The following is a 22,285-nucleotide window of genomic DNA, read 5'->3' as shown; positions in this document are numbered from 1 at the left end:
TCAGGCCTGCCGCTTCGTCTTGTCCTGAACGGGCGGGCGATAGCTCGGTGACAGCCGAGAATCCTTCGGCCAGTAAGCCAGGAACCCCTTGATGACTTCGCCGGGAATATCGAGCGGATTGTACTGATCCCGGTCCACAAACATCAGCGACTGTTCGCCATGGCCGAGCAGGCCTTGCGCTGCGCTGTGGATTTCATGCTGCAGCGTGACGAATTTGCGGTTGTGCCGGGCGATCTTGATGCGAACGCTGATCTGTTCGAACTCCTTCGATTCCCGCCGGTAATCATGGGTGAAGGAGCGCGTGAGAATATAGAAGCGTGTCGTCGCCAGATCGAAATCCGGCATGCAGACATTGAAGAACAATTCGCGCGCCTTACCCACCCAGCGCACATAATTGGCGAAGTAGACATTGCCGACCGAATTGGTGTCGTCATAGGTCGGTGTGAGGTGCATGACGAACCATTCGCCATCGAAACCATGCGATTGTGTTATTTCCTCGCCGCCGGATGCGTTTGTCAGCGGCGCGGCGCTCATCATGCGGATAGGCTGGTCGACGATTTCAACCGGTATCGCCTTTGAACGGGGACCGACCAATTCAACGATGACAGGCAAAGCGCCGATCAGCCCGATGAAAGGCGACAGGAACAGGAAGCCAGGGACAGGCTGGATATAACCGAGAACGAAGATCAGCGATGATCCGCAGCCGATGAGAAAACTCAGGACCGGATCGAATTTCGGTTTCGCGCCCAGTGCCTCGCAGACCAGATTGGCGGAGGCGCTGACGAAGAGCGTCGCGAAAGGCATCATGAAATACATGAGCGAAAAGTTTGCCGGTACTGCGGCATAGGCAACCCAGGTCGCGCCGATCAGCAGCCACAACGGCGACGAGGCAATACCATCGGGAATAAGCGCCAGCAGCGGGCTGTTGCTGCGCATGTTCTTGCCGCGCAGATACCAGTTCGTCGCGCAATAGAAACTGTCGACCGTCGACGTGAGCGCCGCAATCGTCCAGATCGCAAAGGCAATCGCCAGATAGGGGGCGCCGTTTTCCGCGGCCAGAACAACGGCCGCGGAAACCGAACCCTGCGCGCTCGGCAGGCCATCCATGGAAATGATGCTGCCGATGGGGCCGACCGTCGATGCGATCGCCGCGTTGAGCAGAAGGAAACCGAAGAACAGCAATGCGCCCGCACCATAGGCGATGCCGACCGACCCGCCCTCGCGTTTGATATAGACGGCCCGCTGCCAATGCTGGATATCGAGCCATGGGCCAAGCAGGAAGCCGATCACCGTCGGCATGACAAGCCCGTAAAAACGCCCGTCGAACTGCTGGAGCGGGACCCCGGGGTAATCCGATGTCTGCCGCAGGCCGAAAAGCAGCACGAGCCCGGCGGCAACACCGACAACGGTGTAGAGGATATGCAGCGTCTTGATCTGCTGCAGCGACAGTGCGTGCCCGATGGCGCAGGAAGCCAGAAGCAGGAAGGCAACGCCTATTGTCGCGCCCTCACCCACAATCGGCTGCCACAAATAGGCGACGAAGCCGAAAATCGTCACCACGAGCGCCGCCATCTGGAACAACAGAAAGACGCCGACATAGCGGTTCTCGATGTCTTTCATGATCTGGTCCGGCGTACGCTTGCTGCGGCCGAGAATAAAGCCGAACAGCCACAGACCGCCAACATTCGAGATCGCGAAACCGAAGAAACCGAGCCAGCCATAGGTCAGGGTGACGTGGATGGAATAGAAAAAACCCAGTCCCCACAGCCAGGACAGGCCAATTGTAGGCGCCCACATCAGATTTCGCACGAACGTCATATCTATCCAGCTTTACGAGAGTCGGTGATCGACAACACCAACTTTAATCCACGTTATTCGCTGTAATAAGTCAATGATCTGCTCTTCGCAGTTGCGGAAAGATTCAACATTTTTGCTTTCTTTCCCGTTGCGAATGCAAGCAGCCTTTGCCGGTATCTTTACCCAGCGAAACACCGGAAATACTGCGCGAATGCAGCCGTACACTCATAAAATCTGGTTGAAATGGCATCAAGACCGCCGGCGCGAAGGCGCCGGCAGTGTGTTGCCGGATCAAAGACCCGCGATCTTCCTGAGATCATCGACTGCGCCCGTACCGGCGGCAAGAACCGGTGCGCCCCTGGTCAGCGCATCGCCCTTTGCCGGGAATGGATGGTGCCAGCCGCCCGCTTCCTTGACGAGGCAGTAACCCGCCATGCAGTCCCATGCATGCATATAGGGTTCGTAATAGCCCACGAGACGGCCTGCCGCGACATAGGCCAGCATGAGTGCGCCTGATCCGTTGCGGATAAAATTACCGCCGGCCTCCAGCAGCTTTTCCACCAGCGCGGCAACGACGGCGGGGGTGACGTGATGATTGGCACCGATACCCGTCACCGCATTGCGAATGGTCTTGTCCGGATCAATGGCAAGTGCCTTGCCGTTCAAGGTCGCCCCCATCCCCAGCGCCGACGCATAGAGTTCGTCATTGCACGGGACATAGATGACTCCGACGACGATTTCCTCACCGCGCAGCGCTGCAATCGAAATGCACCAGGTCGGCATGCCGTTGACAAACGGGCTGGTGCCGTCGATCGGATCGACGACCCAGGTGAAACCGGAGGTTCCCGCGCTCACGCCATACTCTTCGCCAAGCACCGCATCAGCGGGAAAGGCCGCCGCGATGCGGGCGCGGATCAGTTCTTCCACTTCCCGGTCGGCAATCGAAACCACGTCCTGCGGATCGGCCTTGGTCTCGATGACCAGCCGCTCGCGCGCATTGAAATGCGCGAGTGCCACGGCGCCGGCTTCCACGGCCATTTCCTGGGCAAGAGCAAAACGGCCCTGCAACTCGGCTTCGGCATGCGATGTCATGATAGTCCTTTGAAAATGCAGTTTCAGTTGTTGATGATGGCGATGCCGCGATGGTGGAAGCCAATGCTGACACGGGTTGCGGGAGGAAGATTGCGGTCAACAGCCGGATCGACCACGAAGAGCGTTCCGGAGGCGGTTTCCACTTCATACTCGACGTGATCGCCGAGATAGGCAGCGTGCCGGATGCTTCCGGCGAAGGCACCATTGCCGCCCGGCTCCAGCGTGATCGCATTGGGCCGGACCGCGAGCTTCGCCGGTCCCGGCCGGGCGTTGCGGCCCGGTACGGCGTGTTCCAGCGTGCCGACACGGATGATGGCATTGCCACCGTCACTGCGCAGCACCTCACACGGCACGACATTGGCTTCGCCGATGAAGTCGGCGATGAAGGAGGAAGCCGGAGCTTCGTAAAGCTCGCGCGGCGAGCCCTGCTGGGCGATGACGCCCTCCTGCATGACGATGATCTGGTCGGACACCGCAAGCGCTTCTTCCTGATCGTGCGTGACGTAAACCGCCGTGAACCCGAGACGCTGCTGCAACTCGCGGATTTCGGTGCGCACGCGGCGGCGCAGCCGTGCATCGAGATTGGACAGGGGTTCATCCAAGAGCAGCACCTGCGGCTCCAGAACCAGCGCCCGCGCAACCGCCACACGCTGCTGCTGGCCGCCCGACAGTTCGGCGGGAAGGCGCTGGCCGTAGCCGGCAAGGCCAACCTGCTTGAGCCCCTCCTCCGCTTTTTCCCGTGCGTCGGATTTCTTCATGCCCGAGGATTCAAGGCCATAGGCGACGTTTTCCGCAACCGACATATGCGGAAACAGCGCATAGGACTGGAACACCATCGAGACATCGCGCTCATTGGCGGGAAGCATCGTCACATCCTTGCCGCCGATCAGGATACGGCCCGCGGACGGATGCTCCAGCCCCGCCAGCATGCGCAGGGTCGTGGTCTTGCCGCAGCCCGACGGGCCGAGCAGCGTGACCAGCGTGCCAGGCTCGATCGTCAGCGAGAGATCGTGAATGGCCGTGAAATTGCCGAACTGCTTTCTGACATTGGAGAAGACGACGGAGCCGGTGCGATGGGTGGTCATGATGCGGCCTTTTCTTGTGGAGCGGCGGAGGGAACGAAAGCTGTCGCAACGCGGTTTTCGCGGCGCAGTTTTCGTTCACCCACCAGAAGCTGGAAACAGGTGATGATGACGATCATGACGACAATCAGCATCGAGGAGTAGGCCACCGCCACACCGTACTCGCCGTTTTCGACGAGCCCGACAATATAGGAAGTCGCCATATTATATTCGGCACTTACAAGGAATATGACAGCGCTGATCGAGGTGATGGCGCGCACGAAGGAATAGACCAGCGCCGCCACGATGGCCGGACGCAACAGCGGCAGGATCACCTTGCGGATGGTGCGGAAGCTGGTTGCCCGCAGCGTCAGCGACGCTTCATCGAGACTCTTGTCGAGCTGGCTCATCGCCGCCACCCCGCCGCGCACGCCCACGGGCATGTTGCGGAAGACGAAACAGGCGATCAGGATCAGCGCGGTGCCGGTCATCTCAAGCGGCGGCAGGTTGAACGCCATGATGTAGCTGATGCCGATGACCGTGCCGGGAATGGCAAAGCTCATCATCAGGGCAAATTCGAAGACATTGCGGCCGACAAAACGCTGGCGCACGATGAGATAGGCCGTGAGCAGGCCGACGGCTGCGGTCAGCGGCGCTGAAATCAGCGCGATCTTGATCGTCGTCCAGAACGAGTTCCAGGCAACGCCGGTCCAGGCAATGGCGCCATTGTTGAAACTGAAGGAGAACGCCCGCTGGTAATGTTCCAGCGTCAGCGTGTTGTCGAGCCCCCAGGTGCGCACGAAGCCGCCGAACAGGATCATGCCGTAGATGACGAGCGTGAACAGGATCCATGGAATGACAATGGCGTGGACACCAATCGACAGGGAGCGCGGCAGGGCGATATGCGCGCCGGAATCACCCTTGCCGGTGACCGTGGCAAAGCTTTTGCCTGCCAGCCAGACGCGCTGGGCGAGAAACGCCGAGAGCGTGAAGAACAGGAGAATGATCGCAAGCACCGCTGCCCGCGACGGATCGTTCTGCGAACCGACGACGGCGAAGAAGATTTCCGTCGACAAAACGCCGTGGCTGCCGCCGAGCACCAGCGGATTGCCGAAATCCGCCATGCTTTCGATGAAGCCGATGAGGAACGCATTGGCGAGACCCGGCTTCATCAGAGGCAGGGAAACCCGCCAGAACGTGCGCCAGCGGTCGGCACGCAATGTCTGCGACGCCTCTTCCATCGACGGGCTGACGCCCTCGACGACGCCGATCAGGACGAGGAACGAGATTGGCGTGAATGACAGGACCTGCGCGATCCATATGCCGGTGAGGCCGTAGAGCCAGCGGCCGGGTTCGATGCCGAAAAGCTCAGACAATTGCTGCGTTACGACACCGGCGCGGCCGAACAAAAGAATCAGCGCGAGGCCGATGACGAAGGGCGGCGTGATGATGGGCAGGATCGTCAGAAGACGCAGGCCCTTCTTGAACGGAAACCGGGTGCGGGTGGCGACCAGCGCAAAACACAGGCCGAGAAGCGTGGACCCCGACGCGGCGAGGATGGCGAGGAACAGCGTGCGCCAGGCAATGCCGCAGCGGTTGCCGCCCACCACGCAATCCAGACTCCAGATCGACGGGTCCTGGATATTGCGCACGAAACCGGAAGGGTCGAACGAACCGTCAACACTTTGAACCGAGCCGATGAGCATGCTGCCGACGGGATAGAACACAAAGATGGCAACAAGGAAGATGAGAAGCGCAATCGACGCGACGACAAAGGCGTCGCCGCGCAGCACGCCGCGCTCTGCCAGCCCGAAGGAGAACATCAGGACGAAGGACAGCGCGACCAGACCGGCGCCCGCTCCCATGGATGGCTGCCCGCCCGCAAGCGGCCCGAACAGGCTTTCGCTGATGCCCCATGTCCAGCCGGTGAAGCCGATGGCAAGTCCCTGCAGAACCAGAAAGACAATGCCCGCGGCCCCTGCACCAACAAGCAGATTGGCACGCAGCGGCGACACCCGGAACGCCCGTGCAGCCAGTCCCAGCGCGAACAGCAGGGCAATGACGGCCAGCGACCAGCGGCCATGGCTGGCGATCTGCACAAGGCCCGGCGCTTCCGCCGAACCGGACGGGAATTTGCCCAGCCAGCCAAGGCCGTAGAATCCGCTTTCGATCCTGTACCACGGCACAAGTGCAAACCCGGCAAGGCCTATACCGAGAGCAATGTTCAATCTCCGGTCGCTACGTTCCATTGTGCTACCCAATACTGTCTTCAATGGTGGAAATGGTCGGCGTGCCCGCATGGAAATAGCGGGCACGCGAAACTGCTGAACTCAGGTCAATTGGCGCTGGCGCCGATTTCCTTGTCCCAGCGGTCAAGCAGTTCCTTGCGCTTGGCTGGATCGCCATAGGTCTTGAAGTCATAATCGATGAGCTTGATGTCTTCGAATTTCGGCGCCTCCGGCGGTACGACCGCCGCCTTGTTCGAAGGCAGCTGGAAGGATTTTGCTTCCTTCATGTGCGACTGCACCTCGGCAGACAGCGCCCAGTCATACCATTTCTTCGCTGCATCGAGATTGCGCGCACCCTTGACGATCGACATGGAGCCGATCTCGTAGCCCGTGCCCTCGCATGGCGCGACGGTTTTGACCGGAAAACCTTCGACGGTCTGGGCCACCGAATCGTGCATGAAGACGATACCGAGCGCCGTTTCACCGCGCGCCGCTGCCTTCACCGGAGCGGAACCGGATTTCGTATATTGCGAGACATTGGCATTGAGCTTCTTCAGGTAGTCATAGGCCTTGTCCTCGCCCATGATCTGCACCAGCGATGCAAGCGCCGTATAGGCCGTTCCCGACGAGTTCGGATTGGCCATCTGGATTTCGCCCTTGTAGGACGGATCGAGCAGATCGGCCCAGCACTTGGCTTCCTTCATGCCCTTTTTCTTGACGATATCGGTGTTGTAGCCCCATCCCAGCGCCCCGGCATAAACGCCGACGGTCTTGTAGCCCGAACTTTCCGCCTGCTTCTTGGCCCAATCCTGCAACTGGTCGAGCAGCGGCGATTTATATTCCTGCGTCAGGCCTTCCGATGCCGCCTGCAGATGCGGATCGCCGGTGCCCGCCCACCAGATATCGGTCTTGGGGTTGCGCGCTTCGGCGCGGATTTTCGCATAGGTTTCGCCCGACGACAGACGCACCATGTTGACCTGAATGCCCGTATCCTTCTCAAACATGCCCTTCATCAGCTCGCAGATGACAACATCGGCCGAGCAGATCAGATTGAGATTGTCCGCCGCACGTGCCTCCACCGGCATCATCGAGAGACCGGCGGCAAAAGCAGCAGCAATGGCAAAGACTGAACGCATGAATTTCTCCTCCCTGAAAAAACGGCACCTCCATGCCGCTGCTTGTTTTTGCAAGCGTGTGCAAAAGTTTCACAAGCAGACAGTTCATGTCAAGTCGACTTAGGATATTTGCCCGATAAAATTTGGATGTATCCGGCTTGCAGAGATAGGCAATCGTGTGCAATCTATGGAAAAGCCGAATGTTGCCCGGGTGGAAATCTCGTTGAACAAATCATTCATCAGCGCCGAGGACGTTGCGAAAAGAGCCGGCGTATCGCGCTCGGCGGTTTCACGCACGTTCACGCCTGGTGCCAGCGTATCCGACGAGACGCGCCGCCGCGTGATCGAGGCAGCCGATGCCCTCGGCTATCACGTCAATCAGCTCGCCCGCGGCCTGATGCGCAGCGAAAGCGGCATCGTTTGTCTCGTTGCCTCGGAAATGGACACGCCCTACCGCGCCCGGCTGGTGCGGGAACTGTCCCATGCGCTGCAGAAGGCCGGCAAGGTGTGCATGATCATCAACACGGACCGCTCCGACGGCAGTGTCGATGCCGCTCTGCGGCAGACGCTCAATTACCGGGCGGACGCCTCGATCCTGCTCTCCGGCCTGCCCGACAAGGCGATCACCAAACTCTGCCTCGACAGCGGGCAGCGCATTGTCCTGATCAACCGGGATGACGAGATCGAAGGGCCGTTCCGCATCAATCTCGACGACAGGCGCGCCGCGCGGGCCGCCGTCAATGCCTTCCTGCGCGCCGGCTGCCGCCGTCTGGCCTTTGCCAATTCGGCCGTCGGCACGCCAAGCCTGATGGCGCGCGAGCACGGTTTCACCGCCGCCGCCGCCGAATTCGGGCTCGAGGTGACGGTCATACGCCATGGCAATACGGTGTATGAGAGCGGGCAGCACATTGCCCGGATGCTGTTCACCGAAACCGCCCGCCCCGATGCGGTTTTCTGCGTCAACGATCTCATGGCGTTCGGGCTCATGGACAGCGCGCGTCACGATTTCGGCCTGCGCATTCCGGAGGAGCTCTGCGTCACCGGTTTCGACGACATCCCCCAGGCAGACTGGTCATCCTATGCGCTGACGACATTTGCCCAGCCGGTCGAAGACATCGTCAGGACCAGTGTCGCCTGGCTGACAAGCGGCACCGGCGATGTTGATGCCGCCAACCGGTCCGTTAATCTGCACGCGTCGATGATCTGGCGCAAAACCATCCGCACGCCGGGCCGGTAAACCCCTAATCGGTTGAAAAACTGCCCCAGACACGCACCCTGCCGCGCCCGGCGCGTTTTGCTTCGTAGAGAGCCCGGTCAGCCAGGTTCACCAATGCATCCGCACCGTCCTGGGTCGAGGGGGGCAATTGCGCAAGCGCGCTGATGCCGATGCTCACCGATGTCCGGCCAGCCGGAACATCCTCATGATCCAGTTGCAGGCCGGTAACCGCCTCCAGCAAAGTCGCAGCAATATCCGCCGCCTCATCGACGCTGGCGCCGGGCAGCAGTGCCGCAAACTCTTCACCGCCGAAACGCGCGACAACGCCGGTCCCCTTCCCGATCACCTTGCTGAGGACACGCCCCACCTGCACAAGGCACCGGTCCCCGGCCAGATGACCATAGACATCATTATAGGCCTTGAAGTAGTCGATATCGATCATCAGCAAGGCCAGCGGCTGCCCGTCATCGCGCGCCCGCTCATATTCCCGCTTGAGCAGGCGGCTGAACTTGCGCCGGTTCGGCAGGCTCGTCAGATGATCGCTTTCCGACAGTTTTTTCAGTTTCCGGTTGGCTTCAAGCAGCTTGCGCTCCAGTTCCATCCGCAGCCGGACGGTCAGGGAAAGCTCTTCTTCGATCTGTTTCTGGCTGCTGATATCGACGCTGGTGGCAAGCAGCCGCAGCGGTGATCCATCGGGACCATATTCGACGATCTTGCCGCGGCTGAGTATCCACGCCTCGCCGCCGCTGCCGCGCTGCACCCGGTAAACCGCTTCGAAATGCGGCTTCCGGCCGCTGACGACATCTTCGAATGCCTCGATTGTCCGGGCCTTGTCATCGGGATGAACGATATCCCACGCCACGTTCTCCGCCGCCGGGCTAGCCGGGTCCAGCCCAAGCAGCGTCCGGTATTGCGGCGAACGCCAGACCCGGTTCGTGGCGATGTTCATGTCCCATATCCATTGCCCGGCACTTTCAAGCGCATAGGTCGTTCGCTGTTCGATTTCGGCCAAGCGCTCGGAAATCTGCGTCATATTGGTGATATTGGTATAGGCCACCGAAATTCCCGCCACTTCCCCAAGGTCATTGGTCACCGGAGCGGCGGAAATCATCAGCGTTTCAGTCCCCCGCTGCATCTTGTGATCGGGAATGGGCTTTTCCTTCAGGGCCGCGACCAGGCTGGCGCGCAGCAGGGCAGCGTGGTCGGGCACGACATCCTCCACCGACCGGCCAGCCGCATGATCGCTGCTGACCCCAAGCATGCGGGAAAGCTGGTCGTTGACCGTCACGAAGATGCCGTCGCGATTGAGATAGCACAGCCCGACCGGGACCTTGTCGTAGACGGCTTCAATCTGGAGCAAGCGGTCGCCACCACGCTCATTTTGAGTATCGAATGGTGAGTTTCGCGACTTACTCGATGGCATTACGCAATCTTCGCTCCTCTGCGGTCATCGCCGCAGCATGCCTACTTTGGCGACGGGAGAGCCGGAGCGTCAAGTCAAATACTGCAATCTAAGGTTAATTATCGGTCACCCGTTCAACCCTATGCTACACTCAAACATCGGTGGGCTAAGCGATCTGAATGCGCTGCTGCTTTTCGAACCGCTTGATCAGCCGGTCGCGCTTAAGCCTCGACAGCCGGTACAGCCAGAAAATGCCGTCGAGCTGATCGATTTCGTGCTGCAGGCAAACGGCAAGCAGCCCGTCCGCCTCCTGCGTCTGCGCCGTGCCCGATACATCCTGATAGCGGATGCGGATTGCCGCCGGACGTTCGACCTCGTCATTCATGCCGGGCATCGATACGCTGCCCTCCATGTTCCTGACCAGAACATCCGACGCCCACTCGATCGCCGGATTGATATAGGACCGCACGCCCTGACCATCCGCAAGCTCGATGACGACAACGCGCTTGAGGACGCCGACATGCGGCGCGGTTATGCCGATGCCGGGCGCATCGCGCATCGTGTCGAGAAGGTCGGCAACAAGCTGCTGCAAACCGTCATCAAACACGGTGACAACCTCCGCCCTCGCCCGCAGATCGGGATGGGGGAATTTCAGAATCCTGCGGATCGTCATATCGATACTCCAGCCGGGCCGCGTGGCAGATCAGCAACGCACGGACTTCCTGTTGCCTCAAACCGGTGCCTGAATGCAAGCTTGCTTTACAAGCGCCACCCCGCCCGATAATCCACGAGGGGAAATACTGCGGTCGCCGTTATCGAACGGACTGACCCAACGAGGCTGATGCATGTCCTCCAGCGAAACCGAGATCAAACAACAGGTTCTGCCCAGGGGCGCGCTTTATATGACGCTGCTGGCTCTGGCCACGACGATTGCCTCGTTCATCGTCATGATGGGCATCACCAGCATCTCGCCGACAAAAGAGATCACCCAGCTCATCATCGCCGCCAACACCGTTTCGATCCTGCTGCTGGTCTACCTGTCCTATGCGACGGTACGAAAACTCTTCCTGTTCAAGAACAAGGAGAAGCACAATAATCTGCACACCAACATTGCCTTCATCTTTGCGCTGATCGCATCGATTCCGTCGATCATCGTGGCGTGCTTTTCCCTGATCATCCTCGACAACCGGCTGAATTCATGGATCAATGTCGACAACAACAAGATCATCGACATGTCCATCAAAGCAGCGCAGTCCTATACCGAGGACAATGCGCAGAATCTTTTGACCACGACCCTGTCCATGGTCATCGAGCTCGACCAGCGGCGCATGCTTTTCAGCCTGGATCGCGGCGCCTTTTCCGACTGGCTGACCTATGATGCCGGCCGCAACAACCTCTTGGGCGCATCCCTGGTCGATTCGAGCGGCACACCCGTCGTCAGCGCCAGCCTCATCAATGACCATACCTTGCCGCCGGTTCCCCTGTCGGCGCTGCGCGGCGCCGCCGGCGACCGGCCGGTGCTGATCCCGCCAGGTGCCACCAATCTCGTCGGTGCCGTCATCAAGACGCAGGCCCTGCCCGATCTCTATCTCTACACCGTGCGCACCATCGATCCCTCGGCCCTCAACAATATGCGGATCATGACCGACAACAACAGCGAATATCAATCGCTGGCCAGCAACCGCAAGAACACGCAGATCGCCTATGCGCTGCTCTATATCGAACTCACGCTGCTCTTGCTGCTCACCGCCGTCTGGACGGGCATCGCCGTGGCCAACCGCGTGGTTCAGCCGATCCGCCTGCTCATCGGCGCGGCGGAAGAGGTGGCAACCGGCGATTTCGACGTCTCGGTTCCCGTGCGCGGCTCCGATGGCGACATCGGCTCGCTGTCCCTCACCTTCAACAATATGGTGCAGCAGCTGAAGACCCAGCATACCGACCTGATTTCAGCCAAGGAGCAGATCGACGAGCGCCGGCGCTTTACCGAAGCCGTGCTTTCGGGGGTGACCGCCGGAGTGATCAGCGTCAACACGGAAGGCGACATCGCCGTTATCAACCGGCCGGCCGAAACCATGCTGCTGGGTGACCACGTCTCCACCATCGGCAGCAACCTGACGGAACTCGTGCCGGAGTTCGGCGAAGTGTTCACCACGGCGCGCGACAGCGGCCGCTCGTCCAGCCGCAAGCAGATCGCCATGACCCGTAACGGCGTTGCCCGCTCCTTCAATGTCCAGATCACCCGGGAAGATGCGGATACGCACAACACCTCCTACGTGGTGACCGTCGACGACATCACCGATCTGGTGGCTGCGCACCGCTCCTCCGCCTGGGCCGATGTGGCCCGGCGCATCGCCCACGAGATCAAGAATCCGCTGACACCTATTCAGCTCTCCGCCGAACGGCTGCGCCGCCGCTATGGCAAGGTTATCACCGAGGACCGTGAAGTTTTCGACCAGTGCACCGAGACCATCATCCGGCAGGTCGGGGATATCGGCCGCATGGTGGACGAGTTTTCCGAATTCGCGCGCATGCCCAAGCCGCAACTGGCGGCGACCGACATCCGCGATGTTCTGCGCGATGCATCCTTCCTTGTCGAAATCAGCAACAGCCAGATCAAATTTGCCCACGAATTCGCCGGCGAACCGCTGATCGGCAATTTCGACAGCCGCCTCCTGGGGCAGGCATTCGGCAATATCATCAAGAACGCATCGGAATCCATCGATGCGGTGCTGCAGACCGGCGTCATCAGCGAAGGACACATCCTGGTGCGGGCCATGGCCGACGGTCCTTCCATCGTTGCCGAGGTGCTGGACAACGGCAAGGGGCTGCCAGCGGAAAACCGTCACCAGTTGCTGGAGCCCTATGTGACAACCCGCGAAAAGGGAACCGGCCTTGGCCTGGCCATCGTCAAGAAGATTGTCGAGGATCACGGCGGGCAATTGGAGATGCACGATGCACCGGCGAGTTTCCATGAAGGGCGCGGTGCCCTGGTGCGCATGGTCTTTCCGCGCGTGACCTGATCACGCGATTTTAACGAAAAGTTAACGCAATTTCACGGCTTCGATATCAAATGTGATGATTGCGTGGCGGACAACAAATTGAGCGGCACAGCTGAAAGTGTTATAGTCCATTCGCTGTAATCCGGATGGCTGAACACCCGTTCCGCACGCTCCGGCAGCAGGACATGAATCACTCCGGGCAAAAATGATCGTTGACCATCAGAGTCAGCGGCGGGTGTTCGTGATCCTTGAGAACGCGCTGGATTATCCGGCTACGCTCAACAGGAGGCAGGCGATGCGACACGTTAAAGAAAATGGCGATTTATCCAACTGGATGACATGCTCGGTCATTTTTTTCGGCGCACTGATGGTGACTGCGGTTATCCTCGCCATCTGATCATCCGGTGAACCTTGGAAATCTATCTCTGGCGATACGCGAGCAGGCGTAACGCCACCGGTTGTATTTTGCCGGCGCATTCCGGCGCTCCATGGCAGCGCCCTTGCGGCCGGCATTTATCACCTTCCCGTTACTACCTCTGGTAAGCACTGCTTTTCTGTGCCAACAATCATCTATGCTGCGTTGACTTTGACACCTGTCCCACGGGATGCGGATAACCGAGGAGCGGCCGAATGATAGCCCTGAATGTAAACGGCGAAGAACGCAATGTGGATGTGCCGGAGGATATGCCTCTGCTCTGGGTGCTGCGTGACGTCATTGGCCTGACCGGCACCAAGTTCGGTTGCGGTATCGCCCAGTGCGGCGCCTGCACGGTACAGCTCGACGGGCGGCCTGTCCGCTCCTGCGTCCTGCCTGTCGCTTCCGTCGGCGCCCGCAAGGTCACGACGATCGAAGCCATCGGCACGACGCCCGCGGGCAAGAAGATACAGGACGCCTGGCTTGACCTCGAGGTCATCCAGTGCGGCTATTGCCAGTCCGGGCAGATCATGTCCGCCTCGGCCCTGCTCGACCGCAACCCCGCCCCCAGCGACCGGGATATCGACGCCGCCATGTCCGGCAATATCTGCCGGTGCGGCACCTATACCCGGATCCGAGCGGCGATAAAGCAGGCCGCGAAGGCCTGAGAAAAGGGAGATAGCCAGCATGAGCAAGCCATCCTCCTCCCCGACAACAGCCACCTCCCGCCGCGCCTTCCTGCAGGGCGGCGGACTGCTTCTGGGATTTGCATTGTTCGGCGCAGGTATCAAACCCGTGCTTGCAGCGAGCACCGCGCAGCCGGTCGACGGCGATGTCACCGCCGCCTTTGCACCCGACGCCTTCATCCGCATCGGTACTGACGGGCTGATCACCCTCATCCTTCCCAATATCGAAATGGGTCAGGGCACCCATACCGGCGAAGCCACGCTGATTGCCGAGGAGCTGGAAGTCGGCCTTGACCAGGTGAAGGCCGTCGATGCGCCGCCGAACGACAAGCTCTACGCCACCGCAGCTTTGGGCGGACAGGCGACCGGCGGCTCCACCTCCATGCGGGCCACGTGGGAGCCCCTGCGCAAGGCCGGTGCAACCGCGCGGATGATGCTGATTGCAGCAGCCGCAGCAGAATGGTCCGTACCCGCGGGCGAATGCGTGGCCAGGCTCGGCGTGGTAACCCACCAGCCAACCGGACGCCAGCTTGCCTATGGGGCGCTTGCCGACGCGGCCGCCCGGCAGCCGGTTCCATCGCAGGTCACACTGAAGGACCCGAAGGATTTCCAGCTGATCGGCAAGTCGAGCCGCAGGCTGGATACGCCGGGCAAGGTCAACGGCGCGGTGAAATACGGCATCGATATCCGCGTGCCCGATATGAAGGTCGCAACCGTCGCCGCCTGCCCCGTCCTCGGCGGCAAGCTCGGGGATGTCGACGACAGGGCGGCCCGCGCCGTTCCCGGCGTGCGCGACATCGTCCGGCTGGACAATGCCGTTGCCGTCATCGGCGATCATTTCTGGGCGGCAAAAAAGGGCCTGGAAGCCCTCGACATCAGCTGGGTCGACGGGGCGAACGCCAACCTTGCCAGCGCCAATATCATGGCGGCGCTGAAAGCAGCGTCCGAGCGCAAGAAGCCGATCATGGCGCGGCAGGAAGGCGATGTGGACGGCAGGATGAAAGCCGCCGCCACGAAGGTCGAGGCGACATACGAGTTGCCGTTCCTTGCCCATGCACCGATGGAACCGATCAACTGCGTCGTGCATGTGCGGCCGGATGAATGCGAAATCTGGGTCGGCACGCAGGTCCCGGCTATCGCGCAGGGCCTCGCCGCACAGGTGACGGGCTTGCCGCTCGACAAGGTCATCCTGCACAACCAGCTCATCGGCGGCGGATTCGGACGGCGTCTCGTGGCCGAATCCGTGGCGCAGGCTGCCGCCATCGCCAAGCAGGTGAGCTATCCCGTCAAGGTCATCTGGACCCGCGAAGAGGATATCCAGCACGACCTCTACCGCCCCGCCTATTACGACCGCATATCCGCTGGTCTGGGTGCCGACGGATTGCCAACCGTCTGGGTCGACCATGTGGCTGGCGGCTCGGTGCTCGGAAATTACATTCCGGGCGGCTGGCCCGAGGACAAGCTGGACGATGATGCGGTCGAAGGCGCGGCCAAACCGCCCTATGACCTCCCTGTCATCCAGGTCGACTGGGTGCGCGAGGACCCGCCCGTTCCCATCACCTGGTGGCGCGGGGTTGGCCCCACGCACAATGTCTTCGTGGTTGAAAGCTTCATGGACGAACTCGCCCATGCGGCGGGCAAGGACCCGGTGGAATACCGCCGCACCCTGACCAGAAACCAGCCGCGGGCAGCGGGCGTGCTTGAACTTGCCGCCGAGAAATCCGGCTGGAGCACGCCGCTTGCCGCTGGCATGGGCCGGGGTATCTCCCTGCACGATGCCTTCGGCAGCTACATGGCCGCGGTGCTGGAAATTTCCGTGTCACCGGCTGGCGAAATCACCCTGCACCGCGCGGTTGTGGCGGTGGATTGCGGCATCACCATCAATCCGAACACGGTGGAAGCGCAGATCGAAGGTGGGCTGATCTTCGGTCTTTCCGCGGCGCTCTACAGCGGCATCACCTTCACCGATGGCCGCGTCGACCAGAGCAATTTTCACGACTACCGCATCCTGCGCAACAATGAGGCGCCAAAGATCGAGATTTATCACGTCAAGAGCAGCGAATCCCCCGGAGGTATCGGCGAGACCGCGACGGTTTCGGCGGCGCCCGCTCTCGCCAATGCCATCTTTGCGGCCACCGGCAAACGCCTGCGCACGCTTCCCTTCAACCGGGACGCGTTGAAGACCGACGGCGCCGACAAGAAAAGCGTGTCGATGATTCCGCCGCTCGCGGCACCCATCGCGGCAGCACTGGCAAGCGTGAAACCGGCCGATACCGAACTCGAAAAGCTGTGAGACCCTGAATCATGAAAAGACTCGGCCTCCTCCTTCTCGCCGCCGTGGTTGTCATTGCAGCGGGTGTCGCGATCTTCCTGTTCAAACCGGCCTCGCTGCCGGATGTTTCCGCAGCACAGGCAAAGCTGCCGGCGGGTCAGGCACTGATCGATCGGGGCGAATATCTCACCCGCGCCGCCGACTGCGTTGCCTGCCACACCACCGCCGGTGACAAGCCCTATGCCGGCGGCCTCGCCTTCAAACTGCCGTTCGGCACGATCTATTCGCCCAACATCACGGCGGACAAGGATACCGGCATCGGTAACTGGAGCGATGCGGAATTTGTGCGCGCGCTGCATCAGGGCATCGATAAGGACGGCCAGAATCTCTACCCGGCATTCTCCTACGCCGCCTATGCCCAGATGACGACGGAAGATGCGCTGGCCATCAAGGCCTATCTGTTCAGCCTGCCGCCGGTCAAAGCCGACGCGCCGAAGAACGAACTGGGTTTCCCCTTCAACCAGCGCTATGTGATGCGCTTCTGGAACCTGCTTTTCGTGCCCAGCGGCCCCTTGCAGCCGGACCCGGCGCAGACAGCTGAATGGAACCGCGGCGCCTATCTGGTCGAAGCCATGGCCCATTGCGGCGAGTGCCATACGCCGCGCAACCTGTTTTACGCCGTCGACAATGGCCGGAAATTCGCCGGGGCCGAACTGCAGGGCTGGAAGGCCTACAATATCAGCTCGGACAAGCGCACCGGCATCGGCGGCTGGAGCGACCAGCAGCTCTTCGACTACCTGTCGAAGGGCCATGCGGAAAATCGCGGCGCCGCCACCGGCAGCATGGGAGAAGCCGTCGACTTCAGCCTGCGCCATCTGACGCCGGAAGACATCAAGGCCATCGTCACCTATGTCAAATCGGTACCGCCGCAGACGTCCACCGACAAGGCTGTGGTTGAAGCAGAACCCGCTGCGCTCACGGCATCCACCGCCTATGCCCCTGCTGCGGACGCGGCAACGCAGGACGGGCTTGGTCTCAAGCTTTTCCAGGGCGCCTGCGCCAGCTGTCACGGCTGGAACGGCGAAGGACTGCAAACGCCCTATGCCGCGCTGAAAGGCAGCCGGACCGTCAACGACCCCGATGGCACCAATCTCATCCAGGTCATCCTCAAAGGCGCCCACATGACCACCCCGCAAGGCAGGCAGTCCATGCCAGCCTTTGCCACCGCCTATTCGGATGTCGAGATCGCTGCGCTGAGCAATTATGTGCTGGGGCATTTCGGCGGCAAGCAATCGGCCATTACCCCGGCGGATGTGGCCAAGGCACGTACGCAATAGAGCAAAAGGCGGGATATCGGAGATAACACTTGATTTAGGGAATGATCTTTCCCTATATTGAGGCATGACCGAAATCACCGCATCGAAAACCATGCGCGGCCGTGGCCGCCCCCGCGAATTCGATATGAACGAAGCGCTCGACAGGGCTTTGCGCGTCTTCAGCGAACGCGGCTACCACGCCACCTCGATCGGCAATCTGACCGACGCCATGCAATTGGCTTCAGGCAGCGTCTACAAGGCGTTCAAGGACAAGCGCGGCGTGTTTCTGGCCGCCTTTGACCGCTACCGGGCCGTGCGCAGCGGCAAGCTGCGCGCCGTCGCCGATACGGACAAGACAGGCTATGAACGCATCCGCGACGCCTTGACCCTTTATGCCGATGTCTCGCATGGCCAGGCTGGGAAATTGGGCTGCCTTGTCGTCAGTTGTGCCAGCGAGCTGGCAACGTTCGATCCGGAAGTCGCGAAAAAGGTCGCGGCAGCCATGGATACCAATGAAGCTGTGCTGCGGGACCTGATCGAGCAGGGCAAGAAAGACGGCTCGGTGCCTGCCCATATCGATGGCAGGGCGACGGCGCGGCTGCTGCTCTGTCTGGTCCAGGGCATGCGCGTTGTCGGAAAAACCGGCCGGACGCGCGATGAAATGGTGGCCGCCGTCGGCGTGGCCATGAAAACCCTGACCTGATCGCATCCATCGGAAAATTCTCAATTCCCTCCCAAGGAGTTATCCATGTCCTCCCCCCATTCAGACGCCCCGTCTGATCATCCGGCCATTTCCCCATGGCTGACGCTGCTGCTGGCGACCGCCTGCGGATTGATCGCCGCCAACCTCTATTACGGGCAGCCGTTGGCTGGCCCCATCAGCGCGGAACTTGGCATGTCGCCGGCAGCGGCTGGTCTCATCGTCACGCTGACGCAGATCGGCTACGGCCTTGGCCTGCTGCTGATCGTGCCGCTGGGCGATCTCTTCGAAAACCACCGCCTGATCTTGACCGTCATTTTCGCCGGTGCCGCCGCCCTGCTCGCTGCCGGACTGGTCACCCATCCCCTGCCGTTCCTCGCCGCCGCCCTGTTCATCGGGCTCGGCTCGGTTGCCGTGCAGATCCTCGTCCCCTATGCCGCCCACATGGCGCCGGAAGCCGCCCGCGGCAAGGTTGTCGGCAATGTCGTCAGCGGCCTGATGCTGGGCATCATGCTGGCGCGCCCTGTCTCCAGCTTCATCGCGCAGTTTTCCTCGTGGCACGTGGTGTTCTACCTCTCATCCGCCGCGATGATCGCCCTGATGATCGTGCTGGCATTGGCGCTGCCGAAGCGGGTTCCCGCCTCGAAACTCACCTACCGCCATTTGTTGTCATCCATGGGCCGCCTGGCGGTGACAACGCCAATCCTGCAGCGCCGCGCACTGTATCAGGCCTGCATGTTCGGAGCCTTCAGTGTGTTCTGGACCACAACACCGCTGCTGCTCGCCGGACCGGAATTCGGCCTGTCGCAGGGCGGCATTGCCCTGTTTGCGCTGGCAGGGGTTGCCGGTGCCATCGCAGCCCCCATTGCCGGACGCTGGGCCGATCGCGGCCTGACGCGCCCGGCAACGGTCTTCGCCATGCTGCTGGTATCGGCATCGTTTCTGATGACGCATCTGGCGCCGCATGGCTCGACACTGGCGCTCGGCCTGCTCACCGCTGCCGCCATCCTGCTCGACTTTGGCGTCACCACCAATCTCGTGCTGGGACAGCGGGCGATTTTCTCGCTCGGACCGGAATACCGCAACCGCCTGAACGGGCTTTACATGGCGACATTCTTTGCCGGCGGCGCCATCGGTTCGGCCGTCGGTGGCTGGGCCTTTGCCCATGGCGGCTGGTGGCTGACCTCCTGGATCGGCTTTGCCCTTCCGGCGCTGGCGCTTCTCTATTTCACCACGGAAAAGCGCGCCGTGCTGGTGCCCGCCACATAAACTAGTGCGAGGCCGCCAAAGCCCCGCAGCCCGGCACGTCCTCCAGCCGGTAATAGACCGGGATACCGCGCTCATGGGCAAGGCGGACATCATTGTCCGCCCCCTTTGAATCGCCGGGCAAGCGCAGGATCGCATCGCACAGCGCGATCAGCCGCCCGGCAGCCGGATGGAATATTTTGTCGTAGAGCGCATCGCCGATGTGCTTGCCGCCTGCCGCATGCCATACGGGCAAGGCCACCCATTCGCCGATCATCGGCAGATGCCCCGCCTGAAACAGCGGCCAGGACACTTCCTCCAGCCGCTTGAGATTGTCAGCCATCTTGCCGGCATCGTCATTGGTTCCGGACCGGTATGGCCCGGCGATCAGAATAAGCATGGTCTTCTCCGCAGGATTTGTGTGGGTTAAGCGAAAATGTGCAGGGCTGCATACTGCAACAGCATGATTGTCTTGCCGTCCTCGATGGCGCCGCGGCCGATCATGGCCAGTGCCTCGTCAAAGGGCAGTTCGAGGACATCGATATCCTCCCCCTCGGCTGCCTCGCCGCCGCCATCCGAAACCCGGTCCGACGAGGTATATTCTCCGGCAAAGAAATAGAGCTTTTCGGTCACCGATCCCGGGCTCATGAAAGCCTCGAACACCTTGCGCACATGCTGCACGCGATAACCGGTCTCCTCCTCCGCTTCCTTGCGGATGCGCTCCTCCGGCGAGATATTGTCGAGCAGCCCGGCGGGTGCCTCGATCAACAGTTCCGTGCAGCCGTTGACGAAGGCGGGATAGCGGAACTGGCGCGTCAGGATGACCGTGCGCCGCGCCCTGTCATAGAGCAGGATCACCGCGCCATTGCCCCGGTCATAGGTCTCCCGGTTCTGCGTCTGCCACGTGCCGTCACGGCGCAGATAATCGAATGTCGTCTTTTTCAGCACGAACCAGTCATCGGCAAGAATTTTTACGGTCCGGACACGGACACGGTCGGCAAGCTTTGTCATTGGGCACCACCATGGGACAGGATAGGCTTGATAAAACGTGCAACTTCGTGCAGAGTCAAGAAATATCGTGCACAATTTTGAGGAACCCATGCTGACGCAACAGCGCAAGGCGCATATTCTCGCGGTTTTGAAGCAAACGGGACAGGTCGTCGCCAAGTCTCTCAGCGAGCAACTCGACCTGTCGGAAGATACGATCCGCCGGGATTTGCGCGAGCTTGCGGCGGAAGGACTGTTGCAGCGGGTGCATGGCGGGGCTCTGCCTGCGTCCCCCGCCCTTGCCGACTTCTCCGGTCGCCAGGCGATTGCCACCGATGGAAAGAAAGCCATCGGCCGTGCGGCAGCGGCCATGATCCGGCCGGGCCAGGTGGTTTTTGTCGATGGCGGCACGACGACCGTGCAGCTTGTCCGCCATCTGCCGCCGGAACTCGAGGCAACCATCATTACCCACAGCCCCAGCATCGCGGTTGAGCTCGTGAGCCATCCCCGCATCACGGTAGAATTGATCGGCGGGCGGCTGTTCAAGCACTCGGTCGTCGCCGTGGGCGCATCGGCCATCGAGGCCATCGCGCGGTACCGCGCTGACATCTACTTTATGGGCGTCACTGGCATTCACCCGGAAACCGGCCTGACAACGGGCGATTCCGAAGAGGCGGCGGTCAAGCGCGCCTTGTCGCGCCATGCCGCGGAAACCATCGTTCTCGCCTCGTCAGAAAAACTGGGGGCGGCATCGCCTTACGTGATCTTACCGATGAATGAAATACAGGGTTTGATCGTTGAACGCGGCACACGGGACGAAACCATGGCGGCCTATCCTGCGGCCGGGGTGAGCGTGACGGTGGCCTAGAACGGCCAACCGGACGCTATTCCTCGTTCAAGGCAATGACGTTCATCACCTGCTCAAACGGCTCACGCGAGCGCAGCATCCGCGCCAATATCCAGGCGCCTTCCAGCGACACCAGAATCTTCATTGCGAATGCCCTTCCATCCTTCTCCGGATGGAACCGCGTGATCTGTTCGGCAAAACTGCCGATCCAGCTTTCCATGACCTCCTTGATCGCCAGCGACAGCCGCTCGGATTTTGGCGTGGTATCCAGAAGCACGCTGGTGATGGGACAGCCAAGCGTCCAGCCGGACGCCTCGAACGAATCGTAGAGCCGTGCGATCATCAGTTCCGCCCCGGCCCGGAACGTCGGCGCATCGCGAAAACTCTTGTCGAGGACGTGAATGATGTAGCCGCCCGCACTGCGCACCGCGTGCTCGGCCAGTTCTTCCTTGCCGCCGGGGAAATGAAAATAGAAGGACCCCTTCGGCGCCTTTGCCTGGGCAATGATCTCCGACAGCCCCACACCATGATAGCCGTGCGCCTGGAACAGGATGACGGCGGTATCGATGAAGCGGGTCTTGGCATCTGATGGACGTGGCATGGTGCGCATTATGCATGTTGTATGGCGATCGGTCTAGTGCTACGTTCTATGGCGATTGCCATAGAACAGATGGCACTATCCGGGAGACGACCGATGTCTGACCAGCGCGAACATGATTTGACCGGGTGCGAGGCGGCTTTCACACCTTCTCCCGTGCCCCGGTTGTGGCAACGATTGCTCGACCTTACCGGTTATTCGGCCCTGCACTGCCTCGGGCGGCGTGCCGCCGATGGGCAGACGCCGCAAAACTGGGACGGCCTGGAACCCTTCGATTTCTTGCGGGGGTGGCGGAGCGGCGAGGACTGA

At 61.1% G+C, this 22,285-nt stretch carries 20 protein-coding genes; 10 read left to right on the top strand and 10 right to left on the bottom strand.

Annotated elements, in window-relative coordinates; all coding sequences use genetic code 11:
- The 5 genes from C5750_RS01710 to C5750_RS01690 form a co-directional block, all read right to left on the bottom strand.
- Window positions 1-1,797: an acyl-CoA thioesterase gene (locus C5750_RS01710; protein WP_245420953.1), complete on the bottom strand. Its 1,797-nt coding sequence runs from the start codon at window positions 1,795-1,797 to the stop codon at window positions 1-3.
- A 291-nt stretch (window positions 1,798-2,088) separates the two neighbouring features.
- Entirely contained in the window at window positions 2,089-2,889 is an 801-nt protein-coding gene (locus tag C5750_RS01705) for an inositol monophosphatase family protein (RefSeq protein ID WP_105732135.1), read from the bottom strand.
- Between the two features lie 23 nt (window positions 2,890-2,912).
- Window positions 2,913-3,974, bottom strand: coding sequence for an ABC transporter ATP-binding protein (locus C5750_RS01700; RefSeq protein WP_105732134.1), 1,062 nt, complete (start codon window positions 3,972-3,974; stop codon window positions 2,913-2,915).
- Complete coding sequence (locus C5750_RS01695; protein ID WP_105732133.1) at window positions 3,971-6,199, bottom strand: ABC transporter permease; 2,229 nt, start codon at window positions 6,197-6,199, stop codon at window positions 3,971-3,973. Before C5750_RS01695 ends, C5750_RS01700 begins: the two co-directional genes overlap by 4 nt.
- An 86-nt stretch (window positions 6,200-6,285) precedes the next feature.
- The gene (locus C5750_RS01690; RefSeq protein ID WP_105732132.1) at window positions 6,286-7,314 is read right to left on the bottom strand and encodes an ABC transporter substrate-binding protein; all 1,029 of its coding nucleotides are present in this window, start codon (window positions 7,312-7,314) and stop codon (window positions 6,286-6,288) included.
- A 202-nt stretch (window positions 7,315-7,516) separates the two neighbouring features.
- Between C5750_RS01690 and C5750_RS01685 the strand changes: the two genes are divergently transcribed.
- Window positions 7,517-8,530: a LacI family DNA-binding transcriptional regulator gene (locus C5750_RS01685; protein WP_425350401.1), complete on the top strand. Its 1,014-nt coding sequence runs from the start codon at window positions 7,517-7,519 to the stop codon at window positions 8,528-8,530.
- A gap of 4 nt (window positions 8,531-8,534) precedes the next feature.
- Here the strand turns inward: C5750_RS01685 and C5750_RS01680 are convergent, their stop codons facing one another.
- Together C5750_RS01680 and C5750_RS01675 are read right to left on the bottom strand one after the other, a co-directional pair.
- Window positions 8,535-9,869, bottom strand: a complete 1,335-nt coding sequence (locus C5750_RS01680; RefSeq protein ID WP_158531231.1) for a sensor domain-containing diguanylate cyclase — start codon at window positions 9,867-9,869, stop codon at window positions 8,535-8,537.
- Between the two features lie 208 nt (window positions 9,870-10,077).
- A complete protein-coding gene (locus tag C5750_RS01675; protein ID WP_105732129.1) occupies window positions 10,078-10,584 on the bottom strand; it encodes a peptide deformylase in 507 nt (168 codons plus the stop codon).
- Between the two features lie 172 nt (window positions 10,585-10,756).
- Here C5750_RS01675 and C5750_RS01670 point away from each other — a divergent pair, with 172 nt between their 5' ends.
- The 7 genes from C5750_RS01670 to C5750_RS01640 all read left to right on the top strand — a co-directional run bounded on the left by C5750_RS01670 (window position 10,757) and on the right by C5750_RS01640 (window position 19,568).
- Complete coding sequence (locus tag C5750_RS01670) at window positions 10,757-12,931, top strand: sensor histidine kinase (protein WP_105732128.1); 2,175 nt, start codon at window positions 10,757-10,759, stop codon at window positions 12,929-12,931.
- Between the two features lie 184 nt (window positions 12,932-13,115).
- Window positions 13,116-13,307, top strand: a complete 192-nt coding sequence (locus C5750_RS01665) for a hypothetical protein (protein WP_105732127.1) — start codon at window positions 13,116-13,118, stop codon at window positions 13,305-13,307.
- A 233-nt stretch (window positions 13,308-13,540) separates the two neighbouring features.
- Window positions 13,541-13,993, top strand: a complete 453-nt coding sequence (locus C5750_RS01660) for a (2Fe-2S)-binding protein (protein WP_105732126.1) — start codon at window positions 13,541-13,543, stop codon at window positions 13,991-13,993.
- A 19-nt stretch (window positions 13,994-14,012) separates the two neighbouring features.
- Entirely contained in the window at window positions 14,013-16,304 is a 2,292-nt protein-coding gene (locus C5750_RS01655) for a xanthine dehydrogenase family protein molybdopterin-binding subunit (RefSeq protein ID WP_105732125.1), read from the top strand.
- A gap of 11 nt (window positions 16,305-16,315) precedes the next feature.
- Complete coding sequence (locus C5750_RS01650; protein ID WP_105732124.1) at window positions 16,316-17,620, top strand: c-type cytochrome; 1,305 nt, start codon at window positions 16,316-16,318, stop codon at window positions 17,618-17,620.
- 64 nt (window positions 17,621-17,684) lie between these two features.
- Window positions 17,685-18,302, top strand: a complete 618-nt coding sequence (locus C5750_RS01645; RefSeq protein ID WP_105732123.1) for a TetR/AcrR family transcriptional regulator — start codon at window positions 17,685-17,687, stop codon at window positions 18,300-18,302.
- A 45-nt stretch (window positions 18,303-18,347) separates the two neighbouring features.
- A complete protein-coding gene (locus tag C5750_RS01640) occupies window positions 18,348-19,568 on the top strand; it encodes an MFS transporter (protein ID WP_105732122.1) in 1,221 nt (406 codons plus the stop codon).
- Between the two features lies 1 nt (window position 19,569).
- On the opposite strand, the gene C5750_RS01635 is transcribed toward C5750_RS01640, so the two are convergent.
- Together C5750_RS01635 and C5750_RS01630 are read right to left on the bottom strand one after the other, a co-directional pair.
- Complete coding sequence (locus C5750_RS01635) at window positions 19,570-19,944, bottom strand: DUF4406 domain-containing protein (protein WP_105732121.1); 375 nt, start codon at window positions 19,942-19,944, stop codon at window positions 19,570-19,572.
- Window positions 19,945-19,970: 26 nt separating this feature from the next.
- Entirely contained in the window at window positions 19,971-20,555 is a 585-nt protein-coding gene (locus tag C5750_RS01630) for an NUDIX domain-containing protein (RefSeq protein ID WP_105732120.1), read from the bottom strand.
- Between the two features lie 88 nt (window positions 20,556-20,643).
- Here C5750_RS01630 and C5750_RS01625 point away from each other — a divergent pair, with 88 nt between their 5' ends.
- A complete protein-coding gene (locus C5750_RS01625; RefSeq protein WP_105732119.1) occupies window positions 20,644-21,399 on the top strand; it encodes a DeoR/GlpR family DNA-binding transcription regulator in 756 nt (251 codons plus the stop codon).
- A 16-nt stretch (window positions 21,400-21,415) separates the two neighbouring features.
- Here the strand turns inward: C5750_RS01625 and C5750_RS26890 are convergent, their stop codons facing one another.
- Window positions 21,416-21,979 (bottom strand): TetR/AcrR family transcriptional regulator, encoded by a 564-nt coding sequence (locus tag C5750_RS26890; RefSeq protein ID WP_280952381.1) that lies wholly within the window; start codon window positions 21,977-21,979, stop codon window positions 21,416-21,418.
- A gap of 93 nt (window positions 21,980-22,072) precedes the next feature.
- On the opposite strand from C5750_RS26890, the gene C5750_RS01615 reads away from it, so the two are divergent.
- Window positions 22,073-22,285, top strand: coding sequence for a hypothetical protein (locus C5750_RS01615; RefSeq protein ID WP_105732117.1), 213 nt, complete (start codon window positions 22,073-22,075; stop codon window positions 22,283-22,285).

Source organism: Phyllobacterium myrsinacearum (assembly GCF_002980555.1).
Classification (GTDB): domain Bacteria; phylum Pseudomonadota; class Alphaproteobacteria; order Rhizobiales; family Rhizobiaceae; genus Phyllobacterium; species Phyllobacterium myrsinacearum.
Note: the sequence above shows the minus strand (reverse complement) of the source record. Positions and strands in the feature narration are given on the sequence as shown.

Coding starts and splice junctions, on each gene's coding strand:
- C5750_RS01710 (WP_245420953.1), bottom strand. CDS start 1,797: ATGTGGGCGCCTACAATTGGCCTGTCCTGGCTGTGGGGACTGGGTTTT.
- C5750_RS01705 (WP_105732135.1), bottom strand. CDS start 2,889: ATGACATCGCATGCCGAAGCCGAGTTGCAGGGCCGTTTTGCTCTTGCC.
- C5750_RS01700 (WP_105732134.1), bottom strand. CDS start 3,974: ATGACCACCCATCGCACCGGCTCCGTCGTCTTCTCCAATGTCAGAAAG.
- C5750_RS01695 (WP_105732133.1), bottom strand. CDS start 6,199: ATGGAACGTAGCGACCGGAGATTGAACATTGCTCTCGGTATAGGCCTT.
- C5750_RS01690 (WP_105732132.1), bottom strand. CDS start 7,314: ATGCGTTCAGTCTTTGCCATTGCTGCTGCTTTTGCCGCCGGTCTCTCG.
- C5750_RS01675 (WP_105732129.1), bottom strand. CDS start 10,584: ATGACGATCCGCAGGATTCTGAAATTCCCCCATCCCGATCTGCGGGCG.
- C5750_RS01670 (WP_105732128.1), top strand. CDS start 10,757: ATGTCCTCCAGCGAAACCGAGATCAAACAACAGGTTCTGCCCAGGGGC.
- C5750_RS01665 (WP_105732127.1), top strand. CDS start 13,116: ATGATCGTTGACCATCAGAGTCAGCGGCGGGTGTTCGTGATCCTTGAG.
- C5750_RS01660 (WP_105732126.1), top strand. CDS start 13,541: ATGATAGCCCTGAATGTAAACGGCGAAGAACGCAATGTGGATGTGCCG.
- C5750_RS01655 (WP_105732125.1), top strand. CDS start 14,013: ATGAGCAAGCCATCCTCCTCCCCGACAACAGCCACCTCCCGCCGCGCC.
- C5750_RS01650 (WP_105732124.1), top strand. CDS start 16,316: ATGAAAAGACTCGGCCTCCTCCTTCTCGCCGCCGTGGTTGTCATTGCA.
- C5750_RS01645 (WP_105732123.1), top strand. CDS start 17,685: ATGACCGAAATCACCGCATCGAAAACCATGCGCGGCCGTGGCCGCCCC.
- C5750_RS01640 (WP_105732122.1), top strand. CDS start 18,348: ATGTCCTCCCCCCATTCAGACGCCCCGTCTGATCATCCGGCCATTTCC.
- C5750_RS01635 (WP_105732121.1), bottom strand. CDS start 19,944: ATGCTTATTCTGATCGCCGGGCCATACCGGTCCGGAACCAATGACGAT.
- C5750_RS01630 (WP_105732120.1), bottom strand. CDS start 20,555: ATGACAAAGCTTGCCGACCGTGTCCGTGTCCGGACCGTAAAAATTCTT.
- C5750_RS01625 (WP_105732119.1), top strand. CDS start 20,644: ATGCTGACGCAACAGCGCAAGGCGCATATTCTCGCGGTTTTGAAGCAA.
- C5750_RS26890 (WP_280952381.1), bottom strand. CDS start 21,979: ATGCCACGTCCATCAGATGCCAAGACCCGCTTCATCGATACCGCCGTC.
- C5750_RS01615 (WP_105732117.1), top strand. CDS start 22,073: ATGTCTGACCAGCGCGAACATGATTTGACCGGGTGCGAGGCGGCTTTC.